Origin of the sequence: Flagellimonas olearia (genome assembly GCF_004150225.1) — a bacterium.
GTDB classification, from domain to species: Bacteria; Bacteroidota; Bacteroidia; order Flavobacteriales; family Flavobacteriaceae; genus Flagellimonas; species Flagellimonas olearia.
The window spans coordinates 452,901-476,573 of record NZ_ML142908.1; the positions used below are offsets into that span (position 1 = coordinate 452,901).

General features: G+C 43.9%; 25 protein-coding genes. 17 read left to right on the top strand and 8 right to left on the bottom strand.

The window, feature by feature from the left end:
• Positions 1 to 3: 3 nt before the first annotated feature.
• Both DN53_RS07295 and DN53_RS07300 read right to left on the bottom strand, forming a co-directional pair.
• On the bottom strand, positions 4 to 312 hold the full coding sequence (locus DN53_RS07295; RefSeq protein ID WP_129653732.1) for an antibiotic biosynthesis monooxygenase family protein: 309 nt from the start codon (positions 310 to 312) through the stop codon (positions 4 to 6).
• Positions 313 to 319: 7 nt separating this feature from the next.
• Positions 320 to 676: a hypothetical protein gene (locus DN53_RS07300; protein WP_129653733.1), complete on the bottom strand. Its 357-nt coding sequence runs from the start codon at positions 674 to 676 to the stop codon at positions 320 to 322.
• 59 nt (positions 677 to 735) lie between these two features.
• Between DN53_RS07300 and DN53_RS07305 the strand changes: the two genes are divergently transcribed.
• The 5 genes from DN53_RS07305 (at position 736) to amaB (ending at position 4,587) form a co-directional block, all read left to right on the top strand.
• Positions 736 to 1,260, top strand: a complete 525-nt coding sequence (locus DN53_RS07305; protein WP_129653734.1) for a CvpA family protein — start codon at positions 736 to 738, stop codon at positions 1,258 to 1,260.
• Positions 1,261 to 1,443: 183 nt separating this feature from the next.
• Positions 1,444 to 1,932 carry a CAP domain-containing protein gene (locus DN53_RS07310; protein WP_165357306.1) on the top strand — a complete coding sequence of 163 codons (489 nt, stop codon included), beginning with the start codon at positions 1,444 to 1,446 and terminating at the stop codon, positions 1,930 to 1,932.
• A 115-nt stretch (positions 1,933 to 2,047) separates the two neighbouring features.
• Complete coding sequence (locus DN53_RS07315) at positions 2,048 to 2,590, top strand: 3-hydroxyanthranilate 3,4-dioxygenase (protein ID WP_129653736.1); 543 nt, start codon at positions 2,048 to 2,050, stop codon at positions 2,588 to 2,590.
• A complete protein-coding gene (locus tag DN53_RS07320) occupies positions 2,587 to 2,961 on the top strand; it encodes a DUF1304 domain-containing protein (protein WP_129653737.1) in 375 nt (124 codons plus the stop codon). The genes DN53_RS07315 and DN53_RS07320 overlap by 4 nt, the downstream gene beginning before the upstream one ends.
• A gap of 72 nt (positions 2,962 to 3,033) precedes the next feature.
• Positions 3,034 to 4,587: an L-piperidine-6-carboxylate dehydrogenase gene (gene amaB, locus DN53_RS07325; RefSeq protein WP_129653738.1), complete on the top strand. Its 1,554-nt coding sequence runs from the start codon at positions 3,034 to 3,036 to the stop codon at positions 4,585 to 4,587.
• A gap of 66 nt (positions 4,588 to 4,653) precedes the next feature.
• On the opposite strand, the gene DN53_RS07330 is transcribed toward amaB, so the two are convergent.
• On the bottom strand, positions 4,654 to 5,418 hold the full coding sequence (locus DN53_RS07330; protein WP_129653739.1) for a hypothetical protein: 765 nt from the start codon (positions 5,416 to 5,418) through the stop codon (positions 4,654 to 4,656).
• 482 nt (positions 5,419 to 5,900) lie between these two features.
• Here DN53_RS07330 and DN53_RS07335 point away from each other — a divergent pair, with 482 nt between their 5' ends.
• Positions 5,901 to 6,458, top strand: coding sequence for a hypothetical protein (locus DN53_RS07335; protein ID WP_129653740.1), 558 nt, complete (start codon positions 5,901 to 5,903; stop codon positions 6,456 to 6,458).
• Positions 6,459 to 6,474: 16 nt separating this feature from the next.
• Here DN53_RS07335 and DN53_RS07340 read toward each other — a convergent pair whose 3' ends face one another.
• The gene (locus tag DN53_RS07340) at positions 6,475 to 7,470 is read right to left on the bottom strand and encodes an acyl-ACP desaturase (RefSeq protein ID WP_129653741.1); all 996 of its coding nucleotides are present in this window, start codon (positions 7,468 to 7,470) and stop codon (positions 6,475 to 6,477) included.
• 54 nt (positions 7,471 to 7,524) lie between these two features.
• On the bottom strand, positions 7,525 to 8,250 hold the full coding sequence (locus DN53_RS07345; RefSeq protein ID WP_129653742.1) for a metallophosphoesterase family protein: 726 nt from the start codon (positions 8,248 to 8,250) through the stop codon (positions 7,525 to 7,527).
• Between the two features lie 155 nt (positions 8,251 to 8,405).
• On the opposite strand from DN53_RS07345, the gene DN53_RS07350 reads away from it, so the two are divergent.
• Both DN53_RS07350 and DN53_RS07355 read left to right on the top strand, forming a co-directional pair.
• Entirely contained in the window at positions 8,406 to 9,350 is a 945-nt protein-coding gene (locus DN53_RS07350; protein ID WP_129653743.1) for a carbohydrate kinase family protein, read from the top strand.
• A 2-nt stretch (positions 9,351 to 9,352) separates the two neighbouring features.
• Positions 9,353 to 11,278, top strand: coding sequence for an alpha-amylase family glycosyl hydrolase (locus tag DN53_RS07355; RefSeq protein WP_129653744.1), 1,926 nt, complete (start codon positions 9,353 to 9,355; stop codon positions 11,276 to 11,278).
• On the opposite strand, the gene DN53_RS07360 is transcribed toward DN53_RS07355, so the two are convergent.
• From DN53_RS07360 to DN53_RS07370, 3 genes are read right to left on the bottom strand one after another with little or no spacing between them, the layout of a single operon-like run.
• Positions 11,275 to 12,411, bottom strand: coding sequence for an ATP-binding protein (locus DN53_RS07360; RefSeq protein WP_129653745.1), 1,137 nt, complete (start codon positions 12,409 to 12,411; stop codon positions 11,275 to 11,277). The genes DN53_RS07355 and DN53_RS07360 overlap by 4 nt on opposite strands.
• Complete coding sequence (locus tag DN53_RS07365) at positions 12,408 to 13,163, bottom strand: SDR family NAD(P)-dependent oxidoreductase (protein WP_129653746.1); 756 nt, start codon at positions 13,161 to 13,163, stop codon at positions 12,408 to 12,410. Before DN53_RS07365 ends, DN53_RS07360 begins: the two co-directional genes overlap by 4 nt.
• Before the next feature lie 13 nt (positions 13,164 to 13,176).
• A complete protein-coding gene (locus tag DN53_RS07370) occupies positions 13,177 to 14,049 on the bottom strand; it encodes an aldo/keto reductase (protein WP_129653747.1) in 873 nt (290 codons plus the stop codon).
• A gap of 158 nt (positions 14,050 to 14,207) precedes the next feature.
• On the opposite strand from DN53_RS07370, the gene DN53_RS07375 reads away from it, so the two are divergent.
• The 9 genes from DN53_RS07375 to DN53_RS07415 all read left to right on the top strand — a co-directional run bounded on the left by DN53_RS07375 (position 14,208) and on the right by DN53_RS07415 (position 23,638).
• Positions 14,208 to 15,209 carry an AAA family ATPase gene (locus DN53_RS07375; protein ID WP_129653748.1) on the top strand — a complete coding sequence of 334 codons (1,002 nt, stop codon included), beginning with the start codon at positions 14,208 to 14,210 and terminating at the stop codon, positions 15,207 to 15,209.
• A gap of 68 nt (positions 15,210 to 15,277) precedes the next feature.
• On the top strand, positions 15,278 to 16,144 hold the full coding sequence (locus DN53_RS07380) for a DUF58 domain-containing protein (protein WP_129653749.1): 867 nt from the start codon (positions 15,278 to 15,280) through the stop codon (positions 16,142 to 16,144).
• Entirely contained in the window at positions 16,145 to 17,800 is a 1,656-nt protein-coding gene (locus tag DN53_RS07385) for a BatD family protein (protein ID WP_417935915.1), read from the top strand.
• On the top strand, positions 17,801 to 18,799 hold the full coding sequence (locus DN53_RS07390) for a vWA domain-containing protein (protein WP_129653750.1): 999 nt from the start codon (positions 17,801 to 17,803) through the stop codon (positions 18,797 to 18,799).
• 3 nt (positions 18,800 to 18,802) lie between these two features.
• Positions 18,803 to 19,849 (top strand): VWA domain-containing protein, encoded by a 1,047-nt coding sequence (locus DN53_RS07395; protein WP_129653751.1) that lies wholly within the window; start codon positions 18,803 to 18,805, stop codon positions 19,847 to 19,849.
• Positions 19,830 to 20,726 carry a tetratricopeptide repeat protein gene (locus DN53_RS07400; RefSeq protein WP_242502093.1) on the top strand — a complete coding sequence of 299 codons (897 nt, stop codon included), beginning with the start codon at positions 19,830 to 19,832 and terminating at the stop codon, positions 20,724 to 20,726. Before DN53_RS07395 ends, DN53_RS07400 begins: the two co-directional genes overlap by 20 nt.
• Positions 20,726 to 22,510, top strand: coding sequence for a BatD family protein (locus DN53_RS07405; RefSeq protein WP_129653752.1), 1,785 nt, complete (start codon positions 20,726 to 20,728; stop codon positions 22,508 to 22,510). Before DN53_RS07400 ends, DN53_RS07405 begins: the two co-directional genes overlap by 1 nt.
• The gene (locus DN53_RS07410) at positions 22,507 to 23,271 is read left to right on the top strand and encodes a tetratricopeptide repeat protein (RefSeq protein WP_129653753.1); all 765 of its coding nucleotides are present in this window, start codon (positions 22,507 to 22,509) and stop codon (positions 23,269 to 23,271) included. The genes DN53_RS07405 and DN53_RS07410 overlap by 4 nt, the downstream gene beginning before the upstream one ends.
• 55 nt (positions 23,272 to 23,326) lie before the next feature.
• A complete protein-coding gene (locus DN53_RS07415; protein ID WP_129653754.1) occupies positions 23,327 to 23,638 on the top strand; it encodes a hypothetical protein in 312 nt (103 codons plus the stop codon).
• Positions 23,639 to 23,673 lie beyond the last annotated feature (35 nt).

Below are 23,673 nucleotides of genomic sequence, written 5' to 3' on the forward strand. Positions count from 1 at the left end.
ATCTTACTTGGTGAATTCATATTCGCGCTCCACCTTACAAATTCGGACTTTATACCAAGAATACCAAGTTCTGATTCCTTTCTTTTGGGCTTCGCGATGTTCCATTTGGGCCTTCCAATGGGCAATGGCCTCCAAACTTTCCCAATAACTGATGGTCACGCCCAATCCGTCACGGGCACTTTCAAAGTCTAAAAAACCGGGTTGCTTTCGGGCCATTTCCTCCATGGCCACGGCCATTTCCCCATAACCATTGTCGCCATCGGTGCGCAAACTTGTGAAGATAACCGCATAATAAGGTTTCTGTAGTTCCATATCGGGGTCAATCAATATATTCCTTTTCCAAAAAATAGTTCACCAAAGCCTCTTTCATTAAAATGGCCTGTTCCCCAGATTTTAAGGGAGGTAGTTGTTCCTTGACCTTATAGTGGGGCCATCCCTCATCATCAAAAAAATCAAAATCGTAGTAACCATAGGGTTCCAACAATCTGCAAATGGCAATATGCATAAGATTGATCTTTTCATCCTTTTTGAAACCCCGGTGGAAACTACCCAATTCCTGTACCCCGACGAGGTAAATCATCCCATCGATTTCCAAAGGGTCACCATCGGAAAATTGCCGTGACAATCGTTCTACCAGAAGCTCCCATCGTTCCTTTAATTTCTCGTCCCTGGACATATCATTTGTGTGAATTCCAAAGGTACAAATCAATATTCTATATTTGTTAAAACCCTCGTATGAGCTTTTTGGATATTGTTATTGGGATTTTATTGGTTTGGGGCCTCTACAAGGGTCTTAAAAATGGCCTTTTTGTGGAGATTGCCTCTTTGGTAGCATTGATTGCCGGAATTTATGGGGCCATCCATTTCTCTTACATTACTGGGAATTATTTGGCCCAGCACATGAACTGGAGTGAACAATACATGAACATTGCAGCATTTTTGATCACTTTTTTTGCCATTATCCTATTGGTCAATTTTGCGGGTAAGTTTCTGACCAAAATTGCGGATTTTGCCATGTTGGGCTTTCTGAACAAGCTTGCAGGAGGCATTTTTGGGGCGCTCAAGGTCGCTGTTATCTTAGGAGCGATGCTCATCTTCTTTGAACGACTTGCCACGCCCTTGAACCTGATCAATGAGGACACCAAAAAAGAATCTGTTTTTTATAGCTCCATAAAGGAAATCGGGGCATTTGTATTTGCCTTGGTCCTGCCGGATGAAAAACCTGAGCAAGAACCGGAGTTCAACGGACAGACCATTTAAACGTCCAAACCTTACTTTTTTACTCCTTTCTTACGTACTTTTTGCAATTCAACGTAAGAATCTGCCATCTGTGGAGAATTTATGGCCAAAGCCACCTGCTCCATTAGATTAGCTTACAGAACACTAGGGATTGTAGAACCGGTCCCCGAAAGTACCCCGAGGATGAAAAAATTGTATAGCGCAATGTTGCTTCTTGCAACAGTTGCCTTGTTGACTATGTGCAACTCCACATCAATTGAAGATGAGATAGAATACACCGAGGCTTCCATTGGAAATGACAAAATTTCCATAGATCCCAATGGCATTGAAAGTAAGCTCATTGATATGGTCAACGACCACCGGGCTTCCGTTGGAAAGAACACCCTTCAAGACAGTCCATCTTCCTACAAGTATGCCGAGGAGCATAACGATTACATGATTGCAAAAAACAAACTGAGCCATGATAATTTTGAATCCAGGGCCGAAAAGATAGCGGAAGAAACCCACGCTACCGGGGTTTCCGAAAATGTGGCCCGATACTATACCTCCGCCGAGCAGACCATAGAGGCTTGGTTAGACAGTGATTCCCACAAAAAAGCCATGGAGGGAGACTATACGCACACCACGTTGAGCGTGCAGTTGGACAAAGAGGGTAGACCTTATTACACCCAGATTTTCATTAAAGTGGATTAGCATTTTTCCACATACATTTATATTAGTGCTGAAGACCTGTTTGCCAAGCAGGTCTTTTTTGTGAAACACTATGTTCCCACTCAGGTTTTTTTTACCTTTCCTAAAATCTTGAGATATGGCAATACAGGCTCCTTTCAACCTGAACAAATGGATTGAGGAAAATAGGGATACCTTAAAACCTCCGGTTGGCAACAGAAATCTTTATAAGGAAGCTGACGATTATATTGTAATGATCGTGGCTGGGCCCAACGCCCGAAAGGACTACCATTATAACGAAACCGAGGAGCTTTTCTATCAATTGGAAGGCCAAATTGAAGTCCATATTCAGGAGGATGGCCAAAAAAAGACCATGAAACTGGGGCCAGGTGATATGTACTTGCATCCCGCCAAAGTCCCCCATTCCCCGGTGCGCCATGAAGGGTCCATTGGACTGGTCGTGGAGCGAAAAAGGAAAGACATGAAAGTAGATGATGGATTGCTTTGGTTCTGTGACCACTGCAACAACAAACTGTATGAAGTCTACTTTACCCTGAATGATATTGAAAAAGACTTTTTGGCCCATTTTAAGCACTTCTACAGTTCCGAGGAACTGCGTACCTGTGACCAATGCGGAACGGTCATGCCCGTTGACGAACGCTTTATTGCCCAAGAAGAATGATACTCCTATTCGCTAAAATCGTAGTGGTCATTGTGGCTTTGCTCCACATCTATTTTTTATGGTTGGAGATGTTCGCTTGGACCACAAAGGCAAAAAAGGTTTTTCGCCAGTTCCCTGAAGATTTGTTCGAACCCACCAAAACTCTGGCCGCCAACCAAGGACTGTACAATGGGTTTTTGGCAGCAGGACTTTTATGGTCCTTATTCATCCAAGACCCCATCTGGCAGATAAATGTTGCTCTTTTCTTTTTGGTTTGCGTTGCCGTTGCCGGCATCTATGGCGCCCTTACGGCTTCCAAGAAAATATTGGTGGTACAGGGATTTCCCGCCCTATTGGGAATTGCTTTATTCCTGCTGCATCTTTTCCTTTGAAAATCTTCGTTTTCCCTTCTAGATTATTCGTATTTTTGAAAAATATAACAATTCACGATTAAAAAGTTATAAATGTCAAACGTAGCAACTGCTTTTGGAATGGACGAAGCCCTAAAGGAACTGGGTCTAAACGAAATAAATAATGGGACTTCCACAGGAAAAGATTGGTTTTCCAACGGACCGGTCATCGAGTCCTATTCACCAGTGGATGGCGCCCTTATCGGAAAGGTGAAATCCACAACACCAGAGGATTATGAAAAAGTAATCAGTACTGCACAAAAAGGGTTCAAAGTCTGGAGAACAATGCCTGCTCCCCAACGTGGTGAGGTGGTGCGCCAGTTCAATGATGAGCTTAGACGTTTAAAAGAACCCTTGGGCAAGTTGGTTTCCTACGAAATGGGAAAAAGCTACCAAGAAGGTTTGGGTGAGGTTCAGGAAATGATAGACATCTGTGATTTTGCCGTGGGCCTATCCAGACAATTGCATGGCCTTACCATGCACAGTGAACGCCCAGGTCACCGCATGTACGAACAATACCATCCTCTTGGTGTAGTTGGAATTATTTCAGCATTCAACTTCCCGGTTGCCGTTTGGTCTTGGAATACTGCCTTGGCATGGGTCTGTGGTGACGGCTGCATTTGGAAAGGTTCCGAGAAAACCCCAATGACTTCTGTTGCGTGTCAGAACATTGCCGCACGGGTATTTGCCAAAAATGGGGTTCCGGAAGGTATTTCCTGCCTGATTACCGGCGATTACACTGTGGGTGAATTGATGACCAAGGACGAGCGCATTCCATTGATTTCCGCTACCGGTTCTACCCGTATGGGGAAAATAGTGGCAAAAACCGTTGGGGAACGATTGGGAAAAACCCTATTGGAACTGGGTGGAAACAATGCCATTATCGTTACCCCCGATGCCAACATAAAAAATACCGTGATCGGTGCCGTATTTGGTGCCGTGGGAACCTGCGGGCAACGTTGTACCTCCACACGTAGACTGATTGTGCATGAAGATGTATACGACAAGGTGAAAAATGCCATTGTGGATGCCTATAAACAAATACGGATTGGAAACCCCTTGGATGAAAACAACCATGTGGGACCCCTTATCGACAAAGATGCCGTAAAGAACTATCTCAATGCCTTGGAGAAAGTAACGGAAGAAGGCGGAAAAGTTTTGGTGGAAGGCGGAGTACTCGATGGCGAAGGTTATGAAAGTGGATGCTATGTAAAACCCGCAATCGCCGAGGCCAAAAACCACTTTGAAATTGTCCAGCACGAAACCTTTGGTCCAGTTCTGTACCTTCTAAAATATAGTGGCGACCTTGAAAACGCCTTGGAAATGCAAAATGGGGTCAGACAAGGGTTATCCTCGGCTATTATGACCAATAATCTACGTGAAGCCGAACGTTTCCTTTCCGTGGAAGGTTCAGATTGTGGAATTGCCAATGTGAATATTGGAACCTCCGGTGCGGAAATCGGTGGCGCCTTTGGAGGGGAGAAAGAAACCGGCGGAGGTCGTGAAAGCGGCTCAGATGCCTGGAAAGTCTACATGAGACGTCAGACCAATACCATTAACTATACCACTGAACTTCCTTTGGCGCAAGGCATTAAATTTGACTTGTAATGCGTTGGCAGTTCAACCCATAAAAAAGCCCGGAGGATATCCGGGCTTTTCTTTTTTAGTAAGTCATCACTCTTTTGGTGCAATCCTATGCACCAATTCATAAAGAATACTGTACTCAAAGCCTCCTTCGGGCATTATTTCTCCCATTTTGGATTTGGAAACCACTTCTTGGAAATCCCCATCCATTCCACTGGGATTGTAACGAAGGTAGTTCATGGCATCGGAGATCTTGTCAAATCCATCCCAAGTCAAGACTGAAAATCTGGCAAGTCTCCCGGTGGGATAAACCACGGACATCAATCCCCATGATTTCATACCCAAATTTCCACTTTTAATATTCTTCTGATGAAGGGGCTTCCAGAGTTCCTTGTTCTCTTGGATAAACCCGTTTCTGCTTTTGGGCATGGCATAGTTTACCAAAGCATATTTATAATCCCCAGGTATCATATCCTCCATCTGCAACCAATAATCAAAAGGGATCTTGGTAAAAGAATTGGTCTCTACCATACCAGGTGCCACCCCCATGGTCTTTAGATTTTCACTGTTCCAGATCTGGCTCGGATCGGCGGCCTCAAAACTGTCGTACACGTTTACAAAAACATAATTGGGAGCACCTTCCTCGGTTACCCCTACCTTTCTCCAAAGCGACCAACTGGCCATTTTACCCTTGTCTACCGCAGCTTGGGCCACTTTTGCCCAATACTTGGTTTCTTTTTCAACAAAATCAGCCTCCCTGTCCTGAGGAACCACCCTATACTGAAAATAGGCCACTTGTCCATAAGAACAGATTGCAACAACCAATGCAATGCATGTTAATAGTGTTCTTCTCATCTTGTTTAGTTTTTAAGGTTAACCTTTTAATGTACTAAAAATCAGATACTATTAACATATTCTTAACTTTTGATTAACATTTTTTTAATGTTGCTGAAAGACCCTTCTTACAAGGGGTATAAACAAAGTCGCCCATTTAGGATGAACACTAAACGGGCGATCTTAAAAAACCAACTTAACTAACTCAAACTTAGTTTGATTAAACCCTATTTCAATGCCGGAGCTTTGTCGGGAGAAATAGGGTTCCTTACCTAATATTTGTTGCAAATTTCCAACTATTCAGCCTATCCTTTTCAAGCTATCGTATCAGTGGTAGAAAAAAATGTGTGATTGGTTCCTTTAGACCTGTTTTCAGTTTCCTGATTTTGTCAACTTCTTACAGATAGCTTCCAAAAAGCTCAAATTCTTGTCATTATCCTAAAAAAATTAAGATTTTTTTAATATTTTGGATAGGACGTTTGCAAACTATACAACCTCAAAAAATGGATTTCCAAGACTCAAACACCTGGTACTGGATTATCTTGGCGCTAACGGCGATTATCTCAGGTATTTTGGGATACATGTTTGGAAAGTCAGATATTCCATCTGCCCCCGATAATTATAATGAACTGAACAGTCTGGATATTGAAAACGCCAAGCTCAGGGCCGACTTGAAGACCTGCAAGGAACGTTTGTCATCTTTCAGTACTCCAAAGCCAAACTCAAAATCACTGGTTAAACCGGAAAAAATCATTTCTGAATCGTTCAATCCTGTTTCTGCAAAGACCGCATTGGGTAAAAAAGTAAGTTTGGACGACCTCAAAATTGTTGAGGGTATTGGCCCTAAAATAGAGGGACTCTTCCATAATTTTGATATTAAGACATGGAAGGCGCTTTCCGAAACATCGGCTGACACCTGTCAAAAGGTACTCGATTCCGGTGGAAAACGATACAGAATCCACGACCCGGCATCTTGGCCCATGCAAGCCAAAATGGCCCACGAAGGACACTGGGAACAGCTTGCCCAATGGCAAGAAAAACATAGGGCCGGAAAATTTTAAGCTACCTGATATTGTTTTAAAGCATTCCGTTGGCCGTGACCCATTTGAAGGTGTGCTGCTCTTCGGAAAATTTCATCCGTTCGGAGATACGCTGCAACCGTTCCGGAAGTTTCATAAGATAGTCCCGAGCTTTTTCTGCTGTATCCGAAAGGGACTGCAAGCTTCCCAATTGCCAATAATCGTTCAACTTTTGTAGAATGTCGATGTAATCCTGGGCGGTATACACACCCAATCGTTGGGCACAATCTGAAAACTGCTCAAATGCCAAGCCAATACTTCCACCGGATTCTCGCAAAAAGTGTGCGGGCATCACTATTTTTCGTTTCATCATATCGGCAAAGGCCAAAACCATATTGTTGGGATCATGCTCCAATATAATTTTCACAAATTCCCTATAGGCCAAGTGGTGTCGCATTTCATCACCCGCAATAATATTGCACATTTTAGCCAAGGATTTATTGCCCTTTTGACGGGCCAACTTCGCTACCCGTTTGTGGGAAATGTTGGTGGCCAGCTCTTGAAACGAGGTATATACAAAATTCTTGTAAGGGTCTCTGTCTGTCCCTATATCAAATCCGTCGGATATCAAATGTTGGGTAGTAATTTCCACTTCCCGCATGTTCACGCGGCCAGATAGGTACAAGTACTTGTTGAGCAAATCGCCATGCCTGTTCTCTTCCGCAGTCCATGCCCTTACCCATTTACTCCATCCATTTTCCTTTCCGTTGTGTTGATCGATCCCTTCTACATCCATCAACCAAGACTCATAAGTGGGCAGCGCTTCTTCGGTAATGGTATCCGCAACCAAAGTCACCCAAAAATCGTATCCCAATTCTTTGGCCTCACCACGGATTGCCTCCACCTCATCAAAAAATTTGTCACTTTGGGAATCTGGCAAGAAATCTGTGGGTTGCCATATTTCTTCCGTAGGAATGAGAAACTCCTTCATAAATCCTTCCACTTTCGGTTCGATGGCTTGCATCACCTCCAACCGAATATTCTTTTCTGGCATAAACTAAATTTTTACAAAGATCTCCATTAAAATTTAAAAACGGATGGAATAGTTTTAATTTCTTCCTCTTTCCCCAGGATAAAATGTATGTACGGGATCACTTTGCCAAAACTCCTTGGTTTCCACATCCATAATGGTCAGGGCTCCCATGAACGCCGCCCCGGTATCAACATTCCATACATTCCCCCCATTTTTGGGCACCACTTCCTCTTTCTTTGAAATAGGCGTGTGGCCAATGAAGACTTCTTTGTAATGGTTCAAGCGTTTGGGGAAATTTGAATCGTCTGGAGTAAGTTTTGGGTCTACGGCCATGGCAAGCTCCCACAACGTGCGATCCCAATAGAACGATTGTTCAAAATATTCGAAATCCACCCCTTTAAGGTTGGTATACCCTGCATGGAGATAGAGCCTATTATCCTCAGCCAAATAATAATTCTCCAAGGTGGCGTAAAACTCAAGGTGGGTGTCCCAATTATCTCGATCATCCCCCAAATACGAATCTCTTGTGGCGGTTCCTCCATGGGCCAACCATTGTGGGTTCTCTTTTTGGGTCAAAAGCCATTCCCTACAGAGTTCATCATGATTGCCCCTGATAAACGTACACTTATATTTCTCTTTCAATACCAAGAGAAAATCCACAGTTTCCACTGCAGTACTCCATGAATCCACATAATCCCCCAAAAAGATAAGATGGTCCGTTGGGGAAACTTTGGCACGTTGAAGAAGTTGTTCCAATGCCCTTACTCCTGAATGGATATCCCCCACAACCAATGTCCGCATACACAAAACTTTTGGCAATATTACACACAAAAGGTACGGTTCGTACTAAATTAAGGTAAAGTTTTGGGGCGCATCTGCCACAGATCTCCACAAAACCGTTATAATTTTTGGCCAAGGCGCTTTTTTATATGTACATTGGGATAGTACAAGGAGAAATGAAAAAAGTATTTTGTGTTGGGGAACTACTGATAGATTTTGTGGCTGAAAACCAGGGAAGCGATCTTTCCAAGGCTATAAAATTTACCAAAAAGGCTGGCGGTGCCCCGGCCAATGTTGCCTGTGCCATCTCCAAACTTGGCGGAAGGGGTATTTTTATAGGCTGCGTTGGCGAAGATCCCTTTGGGCATTTTTTATTGGATGTGCTCAAAGCAGAAAATGTAGATATCTCATTGACCCAACTCTCCGATACGTTCACCACATTGGCCTTTGTCTCCTTGGCAGAAGATGGTGAACGCGATTTTGTGTTCAGCAGGGGTGCCGATCGGGAATTGGATTATGACCCCCTATTGCGAAAAAGCTTTAAGGACAATATTTTGCATTTAGGCGCGGCAACGGCATTATTGGGCGGTCCTTTGGAAAAGACTTATAGCAAATACTTGTTTGATGCCCTCACCAAGGAAATGTTCATCTCCTTTGACCCCAATTTTAGGGTAGATCTGTGGAAAGATGAAGAAGAAACCTTCATTAAAAAATGCATGCCTTTTGTGGAAAAATCCCATTTGTGCAAGTTCAGTTTGGAGGAAGCCCAACTTATATCGGGCATAGCAGACCCTGAACAAGCTTGTGATTTTATGCACGAAGCAGGTGCGAAGATCATAACCATAACCCTTGGTGCAGAAGGTACTTTACTCAGTGCCCTGGGCATCAAAAAAATTATTCCGAGCATTGCCGTACAGCCCGTGGATACTACGGGTGCAGGAGATGCGTTCATAGGATGCCTTCTCCACCAAATTTCGGACTTGGGTAATTTTGATCCTGTTTTTGAACAGTTTGACCTATTGGAAAAAATGGTTGCCAAAGCCAACAAGGCCGGTGCCCTGACCACCACCCAATATGGGGCCATTGCGGCATTGCCCACCAAGGAACAGTTGGAACCCTAAAAATGACCCAAGCCCAATTACATCAACTTCTGCGTTCCCAATTGAAGGAAAATGACCCAAAGGTCTTGTTCGACCTAAGATTGGCCACAAATTTAAGTTTGATCCAACAGCTTTTCTTTTCCCTGTACCCCAAGGAAGCCCATCCAAAGCATTTTGAAAAGTTGTTGAAACTGCTTCCCAAATTATTCGCTTCCCGTCCAGATGCGTTACAAAAACAGGATCTACAGCGTTTAAAAGCCGGAAACTGGTATCAGTCCGAGCAAATGGTTGGCATGCAACTCTACGTAGAACATTTCAACAAAGACCTGAAAGGGCTTCAAGAAAAAATACCCTATTTCAAAGAATTGGGCATCAACTTTATCCATATCATGCCCATCACCACAAGGCCCAAAGGAGAAAATGATGGGGGATACGCCGTAAACAGCTACCATGAGGTGGATAAACGATACGGCACCAAGAAAGATTTGTTGGCCTTGACCACTGAATTCAGAAAGCAAGGGATATTCCTAATGTTGGATTTTGTGGTAAACCACACCTCCAATGAATTCCCTTGGGCCAAAAAAGCTGTTCAGGGCGATAAGAAATATCAAGGTTACTATTACATTTTTGAGGATGATACCATTCCATTGGAGTTTGAAAAAAACTTGCCGGAAGTATTTCCAGAGACCTCCCCGGGGAACTTTACCTATGTCCCAGAAATGGAAAAATGGGTGATGACCGTTTTCAATAGCTACCAATGGGACCTCAACTATACCAACCCTGAAGTATTTCTGGAAATGCTCACCAATTTGGTCAAACTGGCAGACATGGGGGTGGATGTGGTTCGGTTCGATGCCCTCGCGTTCCTTTGGAAAAAAATGGGAACCATTTCACAAAACCTACCAGAGGCACATAACCTTATTTCACTTTTTAGAATGTGCCTACAGGTGGTGGCTCCCGGCACCATTCTACTGGCCGAAGCCATTGTGGCTCCAACGGACATCATTAAATATTTTGGTGAAGGACCTACAAAAGGGAACGAATGCGAGGTTGCCTATAATGCCTCCCTAATGGCCCTTTTGTGGAATTCCATTGCTACCAAAAAAACTTCCTTGCTGTATAAAAGTTTGGCCCATGTTCCTCCAAAACCCAAGGATTGTACATGGATCAATTACATCCGTTGTCATGACGATATTGGTTTGGGGTATGAAAACCATTTGATCCAAGAACTGGGATGGAACCCATCGCAGCACCGAAAATTTTTACTGGATTACTATTGTCAACGGTTGGATTGGTCCCCTGCAACGGGGCGTCTCTTTATGTACAACCCAAAGACCGGGGATGGTAGGATCACTGGAAGTGCTGCATCACTCCTAGGCCTGGAAAAAGGTCTTTCCCAAAAAAACGATTCCCTGATCGATCGGTCCATATCCAAAATCATCATGATGCATGGCATTATCTTGGCATTTGGCGGAATTCCACTCATCTACGCTGGGGATGAGATTGCCACCTTGAATGACTACAGCTTCCAAAATGACCCTTCCAAGAAAGACGATAGCCGCTGGTTAAACCGTCCTCTACAGGATTGGGAAACCATTTCAAAACTGGAAAATAATCAACTGCCCTCTTCCCAAGTATTCCAAGAGCTTCAACGAATGATTGCCATCCGAAAGGAAAATGTGGTTTTTGCAGACCACAATGATGTTGCCCTCTACCATACCGGAAACGAACACATCCTGGTTTTTGAACGGACCAACAAAAAAGAAGGACTGCTGGTCATCTGCAATTTTGATGAAAGCCCGCAAGTCATGGAGACCAGTTGGGTAAAGAAATTGGGGTATTTTGCCCAAGGAGAGCCCAAAGATTTGGTGTCCGGCTTAAAAGTCAAGGTGAATAGTGGCCTGCTGGAAGTAATGCCCTACCAAATCATCTGGTTGAAAAAAGATTAATTGTACCGTACTTTTCTAAGGATTCTTTGGGATTCTTTCAGGGATAGATACACACTCTGATCATACTCCTTCAACAGGGAACGGGCCTGATCCATTTGTTCTTTAGCCTCTTCAAAACCATTGAGGTAGCAAATAAGGTAGGTGGCCGGTAAATGGGTCAAGTCAATTTGTTCAGCCTGGGTCAGTGCTATTTTCTTTTCCAGTTTTTGTAAGAGTGCGTTGTTGGAATTGTACACGTGGTACAAGGTTTTTTTGTCGTATTGTGGGGGCTCAAAAATCAATTTGCTGTTGATGGTGTATTTGCCATTTTCAGAAAATGTAATCACCACTTCTTCCAAGGGATAGTACTTCTGTTGTACGCCCAATCCCAACTGCACAAACTCCAAGGTACTGAACGAATCATCATCATACGCAATGGTAATCTCATCCAAAGCCGAATAGAATAGTTTTACCTGCTCGTTGATCAATTCTATATCCACTCGGGAATAGTATGTCTTGTTCTTTACTTTTTTCTTGTTCCCCGCCCAACAGACCACAAACTGTTCCTTGAAGACTTTATAATTGCTCGTCAGATCGGGATGTCTGGTGTTCATAAAATTGATGACGGCATCCAAGGTCAATTCAATATTGTTACGAGCATGTTGTTCTATGGTGGCCACTACCTCGGAATTGATGTCCTTCAACTCAATATCAAAAGCTTTAGGCAGACTAATGCTCCCTTCCCTAAAGAAAACGGCTCCACCATAATACTTCCAAATATTCTTTCGAAGGGCACAGACCTTCCCATTAGATCGGATGGTGACCAAACCTACCACCTTACCTTCGGGCAAATGGGGAAATGGAATGTTCTCATAAGAAATGATGGGTGGATTGTCCAAATAGGCATTCACCAAGTTCTGGATCTTGCTGTCATCAAAAAAATCGACCCCCACAATCTCATTGTCGGCATCCTCCACTCCAACCACAATAAAAGAATTGTTCTTGGGATTACTGTTGGCCAACGCACAAACATGCTTTAAAAATTTGGCCTTGCCTTCTTTTTCGCCTATGGATATAAAACGCTTTTTGTCGTAAAAACTGTTTTCGTCGTTATGCGCTAAAAGATTCTTTACCAGTAGGCGTTTATTGATCATAGCTCCTTCTTCACGATGGTGCTGCTCGCTTGGGCCGTGGGCATCACCACCAAATCTGCGATGTTCACGTGATAGGGCCGGGTGACCACAAAAAGGATGATATCCGCAATATCTTCAGGTTTCAAAGGTTGAAATCCTTGATAGACTTTAGAGGCCTTATCGGTATCTCCCTTAAACCGCACATCACTGAATTCCGTCTGCACCAAACCAGGATTCACCGCTCCAACCCGAATACCATAGGCATTGAGATCTATCCGCATTCCTTGATTGATGGCATCCACCGCATGCTTGCTGGCGCAATACACATTCCCATTGGGGTATACTTCCTTTCCTGCCGTTGACCCAATATTGATGATATGCCCGGCCTTGCGTTCCACCATTTGAGGCAATATAGCTTTGGACATGTACAACAAGCCCTTTACATTAATGTCCAACATGGCCTCCCAGTCATCAATGCTTCCTTTGTCAATAGGATCAAGCCCGTGTGCATTTCCAGCATTATTGACCAAAATATCAATTTGGGCGAAAGCTTTGGGTAAACTTTCAACAGCTGCAAAAACAGCGTCCCTGTCCCTCACATCAAAGTTCAACGTATGGATTTCAACACTTTGCCCAAGCTTCTCCTTAAGCTCCTCCAAACGATCTTGTCTACGTCCACATAAGACCAAATTAAATCCTTGCTTTGCAAAAATCTCCGCCGTTGCCTTTCCAATACCACTGGTAGCTCCAGTGATCAATGCTGTTTTCTTCATTCTGTATTATGGTTTACGGAACGCCATGACCTTGGCTTGCTTCCAAAAGAACAAACCAATCCTGTAGTTCCAAATCTATGTTTAGGGCCTTTTTGGCCAAGGTTATTCTGTCTTTGTTCGTAGTACCTATAACGGGATATACAATCGCCGGATGTTTGAGGAGCCACGCCAAAAGCAATTGACTTTCATCCGCTCCATATTTTTCCATCAAAGGCACCATAGCCTTTTTGATTCGTTGGGTCTGTTCCGTTTCTTCCCGGAACAAACTCCCCAAGGGGCTCCAAGCCATGGCCATCCTATTATTTGCGATGCAATCATCAAATGTTCCATCGTATATGGGAGAGTCATACGTCAAGGAAAATTCCACTTGGTTTCCGGAAACAGGGATTGTCTTTTCCAACATGGCCACTTGCGATGGGGTAAAGTTGGAAACCCCAAACTGTTTAATCTTACCACTTTGCAATAAATGATCAATGGCCTCCGCTATTTCATGGGGTTCCATCAACGGACTGGGACGATGCAGTAAAAGCAAATCCAGATATTCTGTATTCAACTTTTTAAGCGATTGCTCGGCAGACCAAATGATGTAATCCTTACTGTATTCGTAATGGTTGATGCGATTGTCCCTGCCACGGGTAATCTGTATGCCACACTTGGAAATCAATTGGATATCCTCCCGTTTGATGCCACTTTCGGCATAGGCCTGGCCAAAATCGGCCTCGGTGGAATAGCTACCATAAATGTCGGCATGGTCAAAGGTGGTAAGCCCCAATTCAATGCAATGCTGCATCAAATCAATCATTTCGCTTTTGGAAAGTTTTTTGCCCCAACTTCCCCATGTCATGGTTCCAGCAATGATCCTGGAATACGTATCTCTCTCTTTCATATGGGATGAAAGTATAAAATTAAACCCTTAAATCCTTCATAAAACTAGGGGTTTACCGTTTTTTTTAACCATTAATTAACAGGCCAATTTTAAATAAATTTTCATTTTGCACCTCTTAGCATTCAGACTGACTTAAACACATAACAATAAAGGTTTATATGGAAGAAAACACTACTATAGATATTAGTGCTGTGAATGAGAAAATTGCCCAAGAAAGTGCTTTTATTGACCTGCTTACCAATGAAATGAACAAGGCCATTGTGGGCCAAAAACATATGGTGGAGCGGTTGCTCATTGGTCTTTTGGGCCAGGGCCACATTCTTTTGGAAGGAGTTCCCGGGCTCGCAAAGACTTTGGCCATCAACACCTTGGCCAAGGCCGTTAAAGGTAGTTTTAGCCGTATTCAGTTTACTCCGGACTTATTGCCTGCCGATGTAATAGGGACACTCATTTACAACATAAAGGAAAACGATTTCTCCATTAAAAAAGGACCCATCTTTGCCAATTTTGTCCTTGCGGATGAAATCAACAGGGCGCCGGCCAAAGTGCAATCCGCTTTGCTGGAGGCCATGCAGGAAAAACAAGTGACCATTGGGGATGAAACCTTTAAACTGGATGCTCCCTTTTTGGTAATGGCCACCCAAAACCCTGTGGAGCAAGAAGGAACCTACCCACTTCCCGAAGCGCAGGTAGACCGTTTTATGCTGAAAACGGTTATAGATTACCCCAAGCTCAACGAAGAACAACTGATCATCCGCCAAAACCTCAAGGGTTCCTATGAGGAAGTAAAACCTGTGGTTAGCATCAAGCAAATCCTAAGTGCCCAACAGGCGGTACGGGAGGTTTATATGGATGAAAAAATTGAAAAGTATATTCTGGATCTGGTGTTCGCCACCCGATACCCTGAAAAATATAACCTTGAAAGCCTAAAACCCCTGATAAGTTTTGGTGCCTCCCCAAGGGGAAGCATCAACTTGGCCAACGCTTCCAAATGCTATGCCTTTATCAAAAGACGCGGTTACGTGGTCCCAGAAGATGTAAGGGCCGTTGTGCATGACGTACTTCGTCACCGTATAGGCATAACCTACGAAGCAGAGGCAGAAAACATTACCTCGGAAGAAATCATAAATAAAATTGTAAACGAGGTAGAAGTACCGTAACGGTTCAATGTTTCTCGGTCAAAGTAGCCCTACTTTTAACCAACCCGAAAACCTATTTCTTGAACCCAATGGACACAAAGGAATTACTTAAGAAGGTACGTAAAATTGAGATAAAGACCCGGCGTCTTTCCGACCATATTTTTGGTGGGGAGTACCATTCTACCTTTAAAGGTAGGGGTATGACCTTCAGTGAAGTGCGTCAGTACCAATTTGGGGATGATGTCAGGGCCATTGACTGGAACGTGACCGCCCGTTACAACGAACCCTTTGTAAAAGTCTTTGAGGAAGAACGCGAGCTCACCATGATGCTAATGGTGGATGTGAGTGGATCGGAACTTTTTGGAACTACCAATCAGTTCAAAAAAGAGATCATTACCGAAATTTCTGCAACGTTGGCCTTCTCGGCCCTGCAGAACAACGATAAAGTGGGGGTGATTTTGTTCTCCGATGAAGTGGAACTATTTATCCCTCCCAAGAAAGGCAAAAGTCATGTGTTGCGTATTATACGTGAATTGTTGGAATTCACTCCAAAAAGTAGCGAGACCAATATTGCCGAAGCCTTAAAATTTCTCACCAACGTAATGAAGAAAAAGGCCATTGTTTTTGTGCTGTCCGACTTTATTGCCGATGATTATAACAATACCCTTCGCATAGTGGGGAACAAACACGATGTTACCGGCATCCGCGTCTTTGATGAACGGGAAGAAACCATTCCCAATCTGGGCATGGTCCAAATGATGGATGCAGAGACCGGAACCATGCAGTTGGTGAACACCCAATCCAAAAAAGTGCGAAATGCCTATGGCCAATTCCATAAAGACAAAGTCTCCTATTTCATGGATTCCTTTACCAAAAGTGGGTGTGGCGTAATCCATTGCAGGGTGGATGAAAGTTATGTACGAAAATTGTTGGGTTACTTTAAACGAAGAGGATAAATGCGAATGAAAAGGTTAAAATTGAAAGGTCAAAGTTCTACAGCACCAATGGTGTTGATGACCCTCCTTTGCCTTTTTCTATTGCCCTTTGTGGGGTGGTCGCAAACCGATTCCAAAATTTCCACTGATGTGGATACCCTTTCCATAAAAATTGGAGAGCAGATAAAATACACCATCACCGTGGAAACCGATTCCACTGATGTGGTCCATTTTCCAGAGGGACAGACGTTTTCTCCTTTGGAAACCGTGGAAGCCATTATTGGGGATACCATTAAAAACAACAATAGGGTTATCCTCCAGCGGATATATGCCCTCACCCAGTTTGACAGTGGGGCCTACACCATCCCCCCGCAACGTATCGCGATCAACGAACAGCCTTTTTTCACGGACTCTTTCAATATAAAAGTGGCCGATGTGGCCGTGGACACCACCAAACAGAAAATGTACGACATCAAACCTTTGATGCAGGTGGAACGCAGCAACGCCGAGCTCTGGAAAACCTTGCTGTGGGTTCTATTGGGACTGCTTATTGTTGGTGGCTTGGTATACTGGTTCTTCCTAAGGAAGAAACCCCTCACCGAAGAAGAGATAGTGGCCCTTTTGCCCCCCTATGATCGTGCCTTGTTGGAACTGAAAAAATTGGAAAATTCGCGATACCTCATCCAGGATGAATACAAGAAATACTATTCCGAACTGACGGATATCGTTCGGTTGTATTTGGAGGACGAAATACATGTTTCGGCCATGGAAAGTACCACCGGACAGTTGATGACCAAACTGGAAATGTTGAAGGATGCCGGGGAGCTCAAATTGGACGATGAGACCCTGCAACAGTTCCAAAATATATTACAGACTGCCGATTTGGTGAAATTCGCCAAATCCAGACCCGCAACCGCGGAACAAGACCGAAAAATAGTGGAGCAAATTGTGGTCAAGACCCACGACGCCCTTCCCGAGCCTACCGAGGAAGAGTTGTTGCTCAATGAAGAATACTTGGAGGAGCTTGCCAAGAAAAAACAACGCAAACGCATCTATTGGGCCGCAGCCATTTTTGCAGGACTCGTCTTTTTGGGGGCAGGGGCCTCCATTGCCTATTACGGTTTTAAACAAGTAAGGGATACTGTTTTTGGCTATCCCACCAAAGACCTTTTGGAAGGGGAATGGGTGTCCAGTTCGTACGGTTTTCCTCCAGTTGAACTGGAAACACCGGATGTACTGGTGCGCCAAGAAGTGAAATTGCCCCCTGAGGCTGAAGAATTGGTCAAGGAACTTCAATCGTTTTCCTACGGAAGTTATGTTGGTATCTTCTCCGTCTCGGCCAGTTCCGCCATTTATAAAGAAGAAAAAGACCCTGACTTTTCAGCAGCCGTTGGTGCTACCTTGGCCACATTTGAAGGGCTTGGACTTAAAAATATCATCACCAAACAAGAAGAGTTCACTACAAAATCCGGGGTAAAAGGCTTAAAGACCTTTGGCACCGGAACTGTTATGGGCCCAAGTGAAGATCAATCCAAAAAGGCCAAGTACACCATCCTTTCCTTTGGTGGAAAAGGCTTTATGCAGCAGGTAGTGATCACATGGGAAGATGGGGATGACTATGCAGAGCAGATCGTGGACCGAATATTAAACACATTGGACGTAAAAACACAGGCATAGATGTTTGAGAATATAGAATTTGCAAATCCACAGTTTTTCTGGTTGCTTTTATTGCTTCCACTGGCTTTGCTATGGTATGTTTTCAAGCACAGAAACCAAACTGCGGCCTTGAGGATTTCAAGCATTAAAGGGTTTTCCGTTGGCAGCTTGACGTCTAAATTGAGACCTACCCTATTTGTAATGCGACTTTTGGCCTTGGCTGCCATTATTACCGCTTTGGCACGGCCACAAACCGAGGATATTTCCACCCGCACCAAGACCACCAAAGGTATAGACATTGTAATGGCCATAGACGTTTCTTCCAGTATGTTGGCCCGGGACTTAAAACCCAACAGGCTTTCGGCCTTGAAAGAAGTGGCTGCGGATTTCATAAAACAACGTCCCAACGATCGCATTGGTCTGGTGGGCTATGCCGGTGAAAGTTATACCAAAACGCCCATTACCAGTGACAAAGCCATTGTGCTCAACGCCTTAAGGGAAATCACCTATGGTGAATTGGAAGACGGAACGGCCATTGGCATGGGATTGGCCACCTCTGTAAATCGATTGAAGGAGAGCAAGGCCATCAGTAAGGTCATCATCCTACTGACCGACGGCGTCAACAATTCTGGTTTTATTGAACCCCAAACCGCGGCTGATCTGGCTGTTGAATTTGGCATCAAGACCTACACCATTGGTCTGGGAACCAATGGAAATGCCCTTTCTCCCGTGGCCTATAACCCTGATGGCACTTTTCGCTATGGAATGCGCCAAGTGGAAATTGATGAGGAGTTGCTCAAGGAAATCGCACAGGTGACCGGTGGACAATATTTTAGGGCAACGGATAACGAGAAGTTGGAAGAGATCTATGATGAGATCAATAAGTTGGAAAAAACCGAAATAGAGGAGTTCAAATATTACAAGTACGAGGAAAAGTTCCGGCCATTGATTTTTTTGGCAGGTGTTTTGCTCCTATTGGAATGGGCCTTGCGTAATTCCATATTTAAAAGCTTTATCTAGCATATGGTTCAGTTTGATGAAAAAACATACTTCTATCTCTTGGGCATTATTCCCGTAATGGTCCTGGCGTTCTTTTTTCTTCAAATTTGGAAAAAACGGACCCAACGTAGTTTTGCGGACAACAAATTGCTAAGGCGATTGGCCCCCAATAAATCGAGTTTTAAATCGGCGGTGAAATTGGTTTTCCTTCTGGCCGGTTTATCCTTGCTCGTTTTGGGATTGGTAAACCCCAAAATCGGAACCAAAATGGAAACCGTGAAAAGGGAAGGGGTGGACATTGTTTTCGCAGTGGATGTATCCAAAAGTATGCTGGCAGAGGACATAGCCCCCAACCGATTGGAAAAGGCAAAGCGTTTGGTCTCGGAAATCATCAACCAATTGGCAAGTGACCGTATCGGTATCATTGCCTACGCTGGGCAAGCCTATCCACAGTTACCCATCACCACGGATTATGGAGCCGCCAAAATGTTCTTGCAGAGCATGAACACAGATATGCTGTCGTCCCAAGGAACCGCCATCGATGCAGCCATCGACTTGGCCACCACGTACTATGATGATTCGGAGCAGACCAACCGGGTGCTCTTTATTGTTTCCGATGGGGAAGACCATTCAGAAGGAAATACCACCAACGCGGTGGAAAGTGCCGTTCAAAATGGCATCCGTGTATTCACTATTGGGGTAGGAAAACCCAAAGGCGCTCCCATTCCCATCAAAAGAAATGGTGTGGTGGAAAGCTTAAAAAAAGACAATCAAGGTGAAGTGGTCATTACCAAACTTAATGAAGCCATCTTGGCGGAAGTTGCGGATCGTGGTAATGGGGAATATATTGATGGTTCCAACACGGAACAAGCCGTGGAGTACATCAAGGAACTCTTGAACCAGATGGATAAAACAGAATTTGAGGCCACTCAGTTTGCCGAATACCAAGACCAATTCCAATGGTTCCTTGGGGCGGCCTTTTTATTTCTATTTTTGGACATCTTCATTCTGGATAGAAAAACACAATGGTTAAAAAAACTAAATCTTTTCAATGAGCACGATGATGAATAAGATGAGATGGACGTTTGCCCTGGTACTTTGCACAGGCATTGCCTTGGCCCAGGACGGAATAGAAGCGGAAAAAGTTGCCGAAAAGGCACTGAAGAGCTCAACCAACCTTACTTATGAGGCCAATGAGGAGCTTTCTTCCAATGATTTTGTAACTGCGGAAGCCAATTACCGAAGGGCCATTTCAAAGAGCGAAAAGAATGTAGCCGCTCCCTTCAATTTGGGAAATGCCTATTACAATCGGGAAAGCTTTGGAGAAGCTTTTGGCCGTTATAAGCAAGCTGGCGAAACTGCGGAAGACAAACCTGAAAAGCATAAGGCCTTTCACAACATGGGCAATGTGTTCATGAAGAACAAGGAATACGAAAAGGCCGTCGAAGCCTACAAGGAAGCCTTGCGGAGTAATCCGAATGACGATGAGACCCGTTACAATTTGGCCTTGGCCAAAAAGATGTTGGAGAAACAGCAAGACGAACAACAAAACGACCAGAACGAGGATAATCAGGACAAGCAGGATCAGCAAGACCAAAACCAGGATCAGAACCAAGACCAAAACAACGAAGGGGACAACGATAAGCAGGACGAAGGAAAACAGAACGAAGACGAGGACAAGGACGAGGGCGATCAAGGCGATAATGGTAATGACAAGCCTGAGGAAAATCAAGAGGGGGACGGCGACAAGAAAAAGGAGCAGGAGAAAAAACCCAATCAAGGAGATCAGCCTGAGGACCAAAAACAACAACCACGACCCAATCAGCTATCCGAACAACAGATTCAAAACCTTTTAGAGGCCATGCAGAACGAGGAGAAAAAGGTGCAGGAGAAGATGGAGGAAAGAAAAGTAAGGGGCAAGAAAATCAAAAACGAAAAAGACTGGTAATGTATAGGTTGAGGGGCAAAATTTTACTTTTTACCATCATCTCCCTTTTTGTAGGGATATCTTCCTATGCCCAAGATGAAGAGGTTACGTTTCAAATGAACCTCAGCAAGGAAAAGTTGGGTATCAACGAGCGACTTAGGGTAGAGTTCAGTATGAACAAGGACGGGGATAATTTCAGTCCGCCTCCCTTTGAAGGCTTCAAGGTGGTCATGGGTCCTTCACAATCCATAAGTTCATCATGGGTCAATGGAAAGCGAAGCTTTTCAAAAACCTATTCCTATATTTTGGTCCCTACGGCAAGGGGAAACTTTACCATCAAGCAGGCCACTATTGATATTGGGGGAGAGACCTACAAAACCCTTCCCAAAACTGTTGAGGTTACCGCTGCCGTGGACAAACCCAGTGACCAAAAAAACGTGGATGACGTTGCCGACGAGAGTCTACACTTGGTGGCAGAGGTTTCCAAAGGAAACCCTTATCTCAATGAGGCGGTGACCGTGATTTACAAGCTCTATGTAAGTCCGGATATCAGTGTTACCAACTATCGCCCTTTGGACAATCCTACGTACAACAATTTTTGGAGTCAGGACATTCCCGTGACCCGACACACGGCCCAGAACGGCACTTATGAAGGAAAGCCCTATCGCTACGTAGTGTTGAAAAGAGTGGTACTATATCCCCAAAAAGCAGGGAAATTGGATATTGAGCCTCTTTCCTTGGAAATCTTTGTGGACGTGCCCACCAACCGAAGGGATTTCTTTGGGGGACGCATCTACACCCAGACCAGTAAAACGGTTTCTGCCGGAAAAAGAACTATCACTGTAAAATCGTTGCCTGAGGCGGGAAAACCGGCGAATTTTGGAGGTGCTGTGGGTGATTTCGAGTTTTCAGTGACCGCCACCAAAAAACAACTCAACGCCTCCGAGTCGCTACAGGCCATCGTAGAAGTTTCGGGCAAGGGCAACCTGAAACTCTTTCAACTTCCTGAGCCCGAGCTGCCAAGTGCTCTTGAAGTCTATGACCCTGAGCACGAAGAAAATATACAGACCTATAGTTCCGGAATGGAAGGGAAGGTTTCCAATAATTACACCATTGTTCCCTCATTTCGGGGAAAATATCCAATCCCCAGCATTTCTTTCAGCTATTTCAACCCAAGTACGGCAAAGTACGTCACCCTTAATTCGGAAGAAATCAATATTGAGGTCTTGGAAGGACCTACCAGTGCTTCGGCAAACGATGCCGCAGGAACCAACACCAGTAAGCAATTGGTGGTGCCAACGGGAAAACAGTTCCATTTTATAAAGATCAATCCCAACCTCAGTCCCATTGGAATCAACTATTTTTTTGGCTCCAATACGTTTTATCTCTTGCTGTTCGGTCCTTTGTTGTTGATTCCGATTGCCATCTTTTCCTTTAAGAAAAGAGAGGCCATTGCACAGGATGTGGTTGGAAACAAAATCAAGAAGGCCAATAAATTGGCCAGAAAATACCTCTCCACGGCCAAAAAGGAACTGGGCAACAAAGAAGCCTTTTATGTGGCTTTGGAAAAAGGATTACATAACTATCTAAAGGCCAAACTAAAAATCGAGACCTCTGAATTCAGTAAGGAAAAAATCACTTCCATCCTGTTGGACAAAAAAGTGGCCCCTGTAGATGTTGATGGGTTTATTGATTTACTTAAAAGTTGTGAAATGGCCCGTTACAGTCCCTTTTCAGATGTGCAGATGCAGAATGATTATGAAAAAGCCAGTACGGTAATCTCTAATTTGGACAAACAGTTATGAGTATAAAAAAGTTCGTTCTTTACCTCTGTTTCCTTTCATTTTCCTTTGGGTTCTCCCAAAGTAAGGCCCTGTTTGAGCAGGCCACCGAACTGTACAACAAAGGGGAATACTCCAAGGCCATTGAAAATTACGATCAAATCCTAAAGAACGGGGAGCATTCCGCCCAACTTTACTTTAATATGGGCAATTGCTATTACAAGCTCAACGCCATTGGACCTAGCATCTATTATTATGAAAAAGCCTTGTTGCTGGATCCCAATGACGATGAAATCCTGAACAATTTGGGCTATGCCCAAAACATGAGGTTGGACGCCATAGAAAATATGCCCAAAACAGAAATAGCCCAATTCTACGAAAGTGTGGTAAGCTTATTTTCCTTTGATCAATGGGCCTATTTGGCCATTGCTTTCATCATCCTTTTCGTTCTGGGTTATTTAGCCTATTTTTTTCTTCGCTTTGCCAATCAAAAACGATTGGCCTTCATTGTGGGCATCTTTGCATTGGCCCTAGGAGTCCTGTCGGTTCTTATGGCCTACCTGCAACGCCAGGAATTCAAAAAGGATAACCCTGCCATTGTTTTCAGTAAAGAAGTTAGGGTGTCCTCTGAACCCAATAACAACAGTGAAATAGTCTTTACCCTTCACGAAGGTACCAAAGTGAATGTTCTGGACCAATTGGACGATTGGAAGAAAATCCGGATTTCAGATGGGCAGACAGGATGGTTGTTGGGCAACGACATTAAGCTGTTGAAGGACTTTTAAACATTATTTAACAAAAAATATCCCCCATCCTTTTATTTTTGCAAAAAAGAGTATAGTGCTAAGACTGTTGGCTTTTCCTTTTGTCTCGGTGATGTTGGTCATGATTCTCATGACCTCTCCCCTTGTTCCCCTTTTGGGAAAGGAGTACTGTACCGCAATAATTCTTGGTTCTTCCGAGGAAGAAAACAACAGCAACGAAACAACAGGCAGCAAGAGTTTTGAAAGCAAGTATTTTTTGCTTCGAAATTTTTTTCCTGTGGACACTTCCTTTAATCAAGAACAAGACTATAATTCTCTAGGGTATATGTTTCCCGTATTGGATTATACCGTTGAAATTCTTGACCCCCCTCCCAGAACATTGGTTTAATTCTCCGGAAAACACATCAACAATCAATTTCTAAC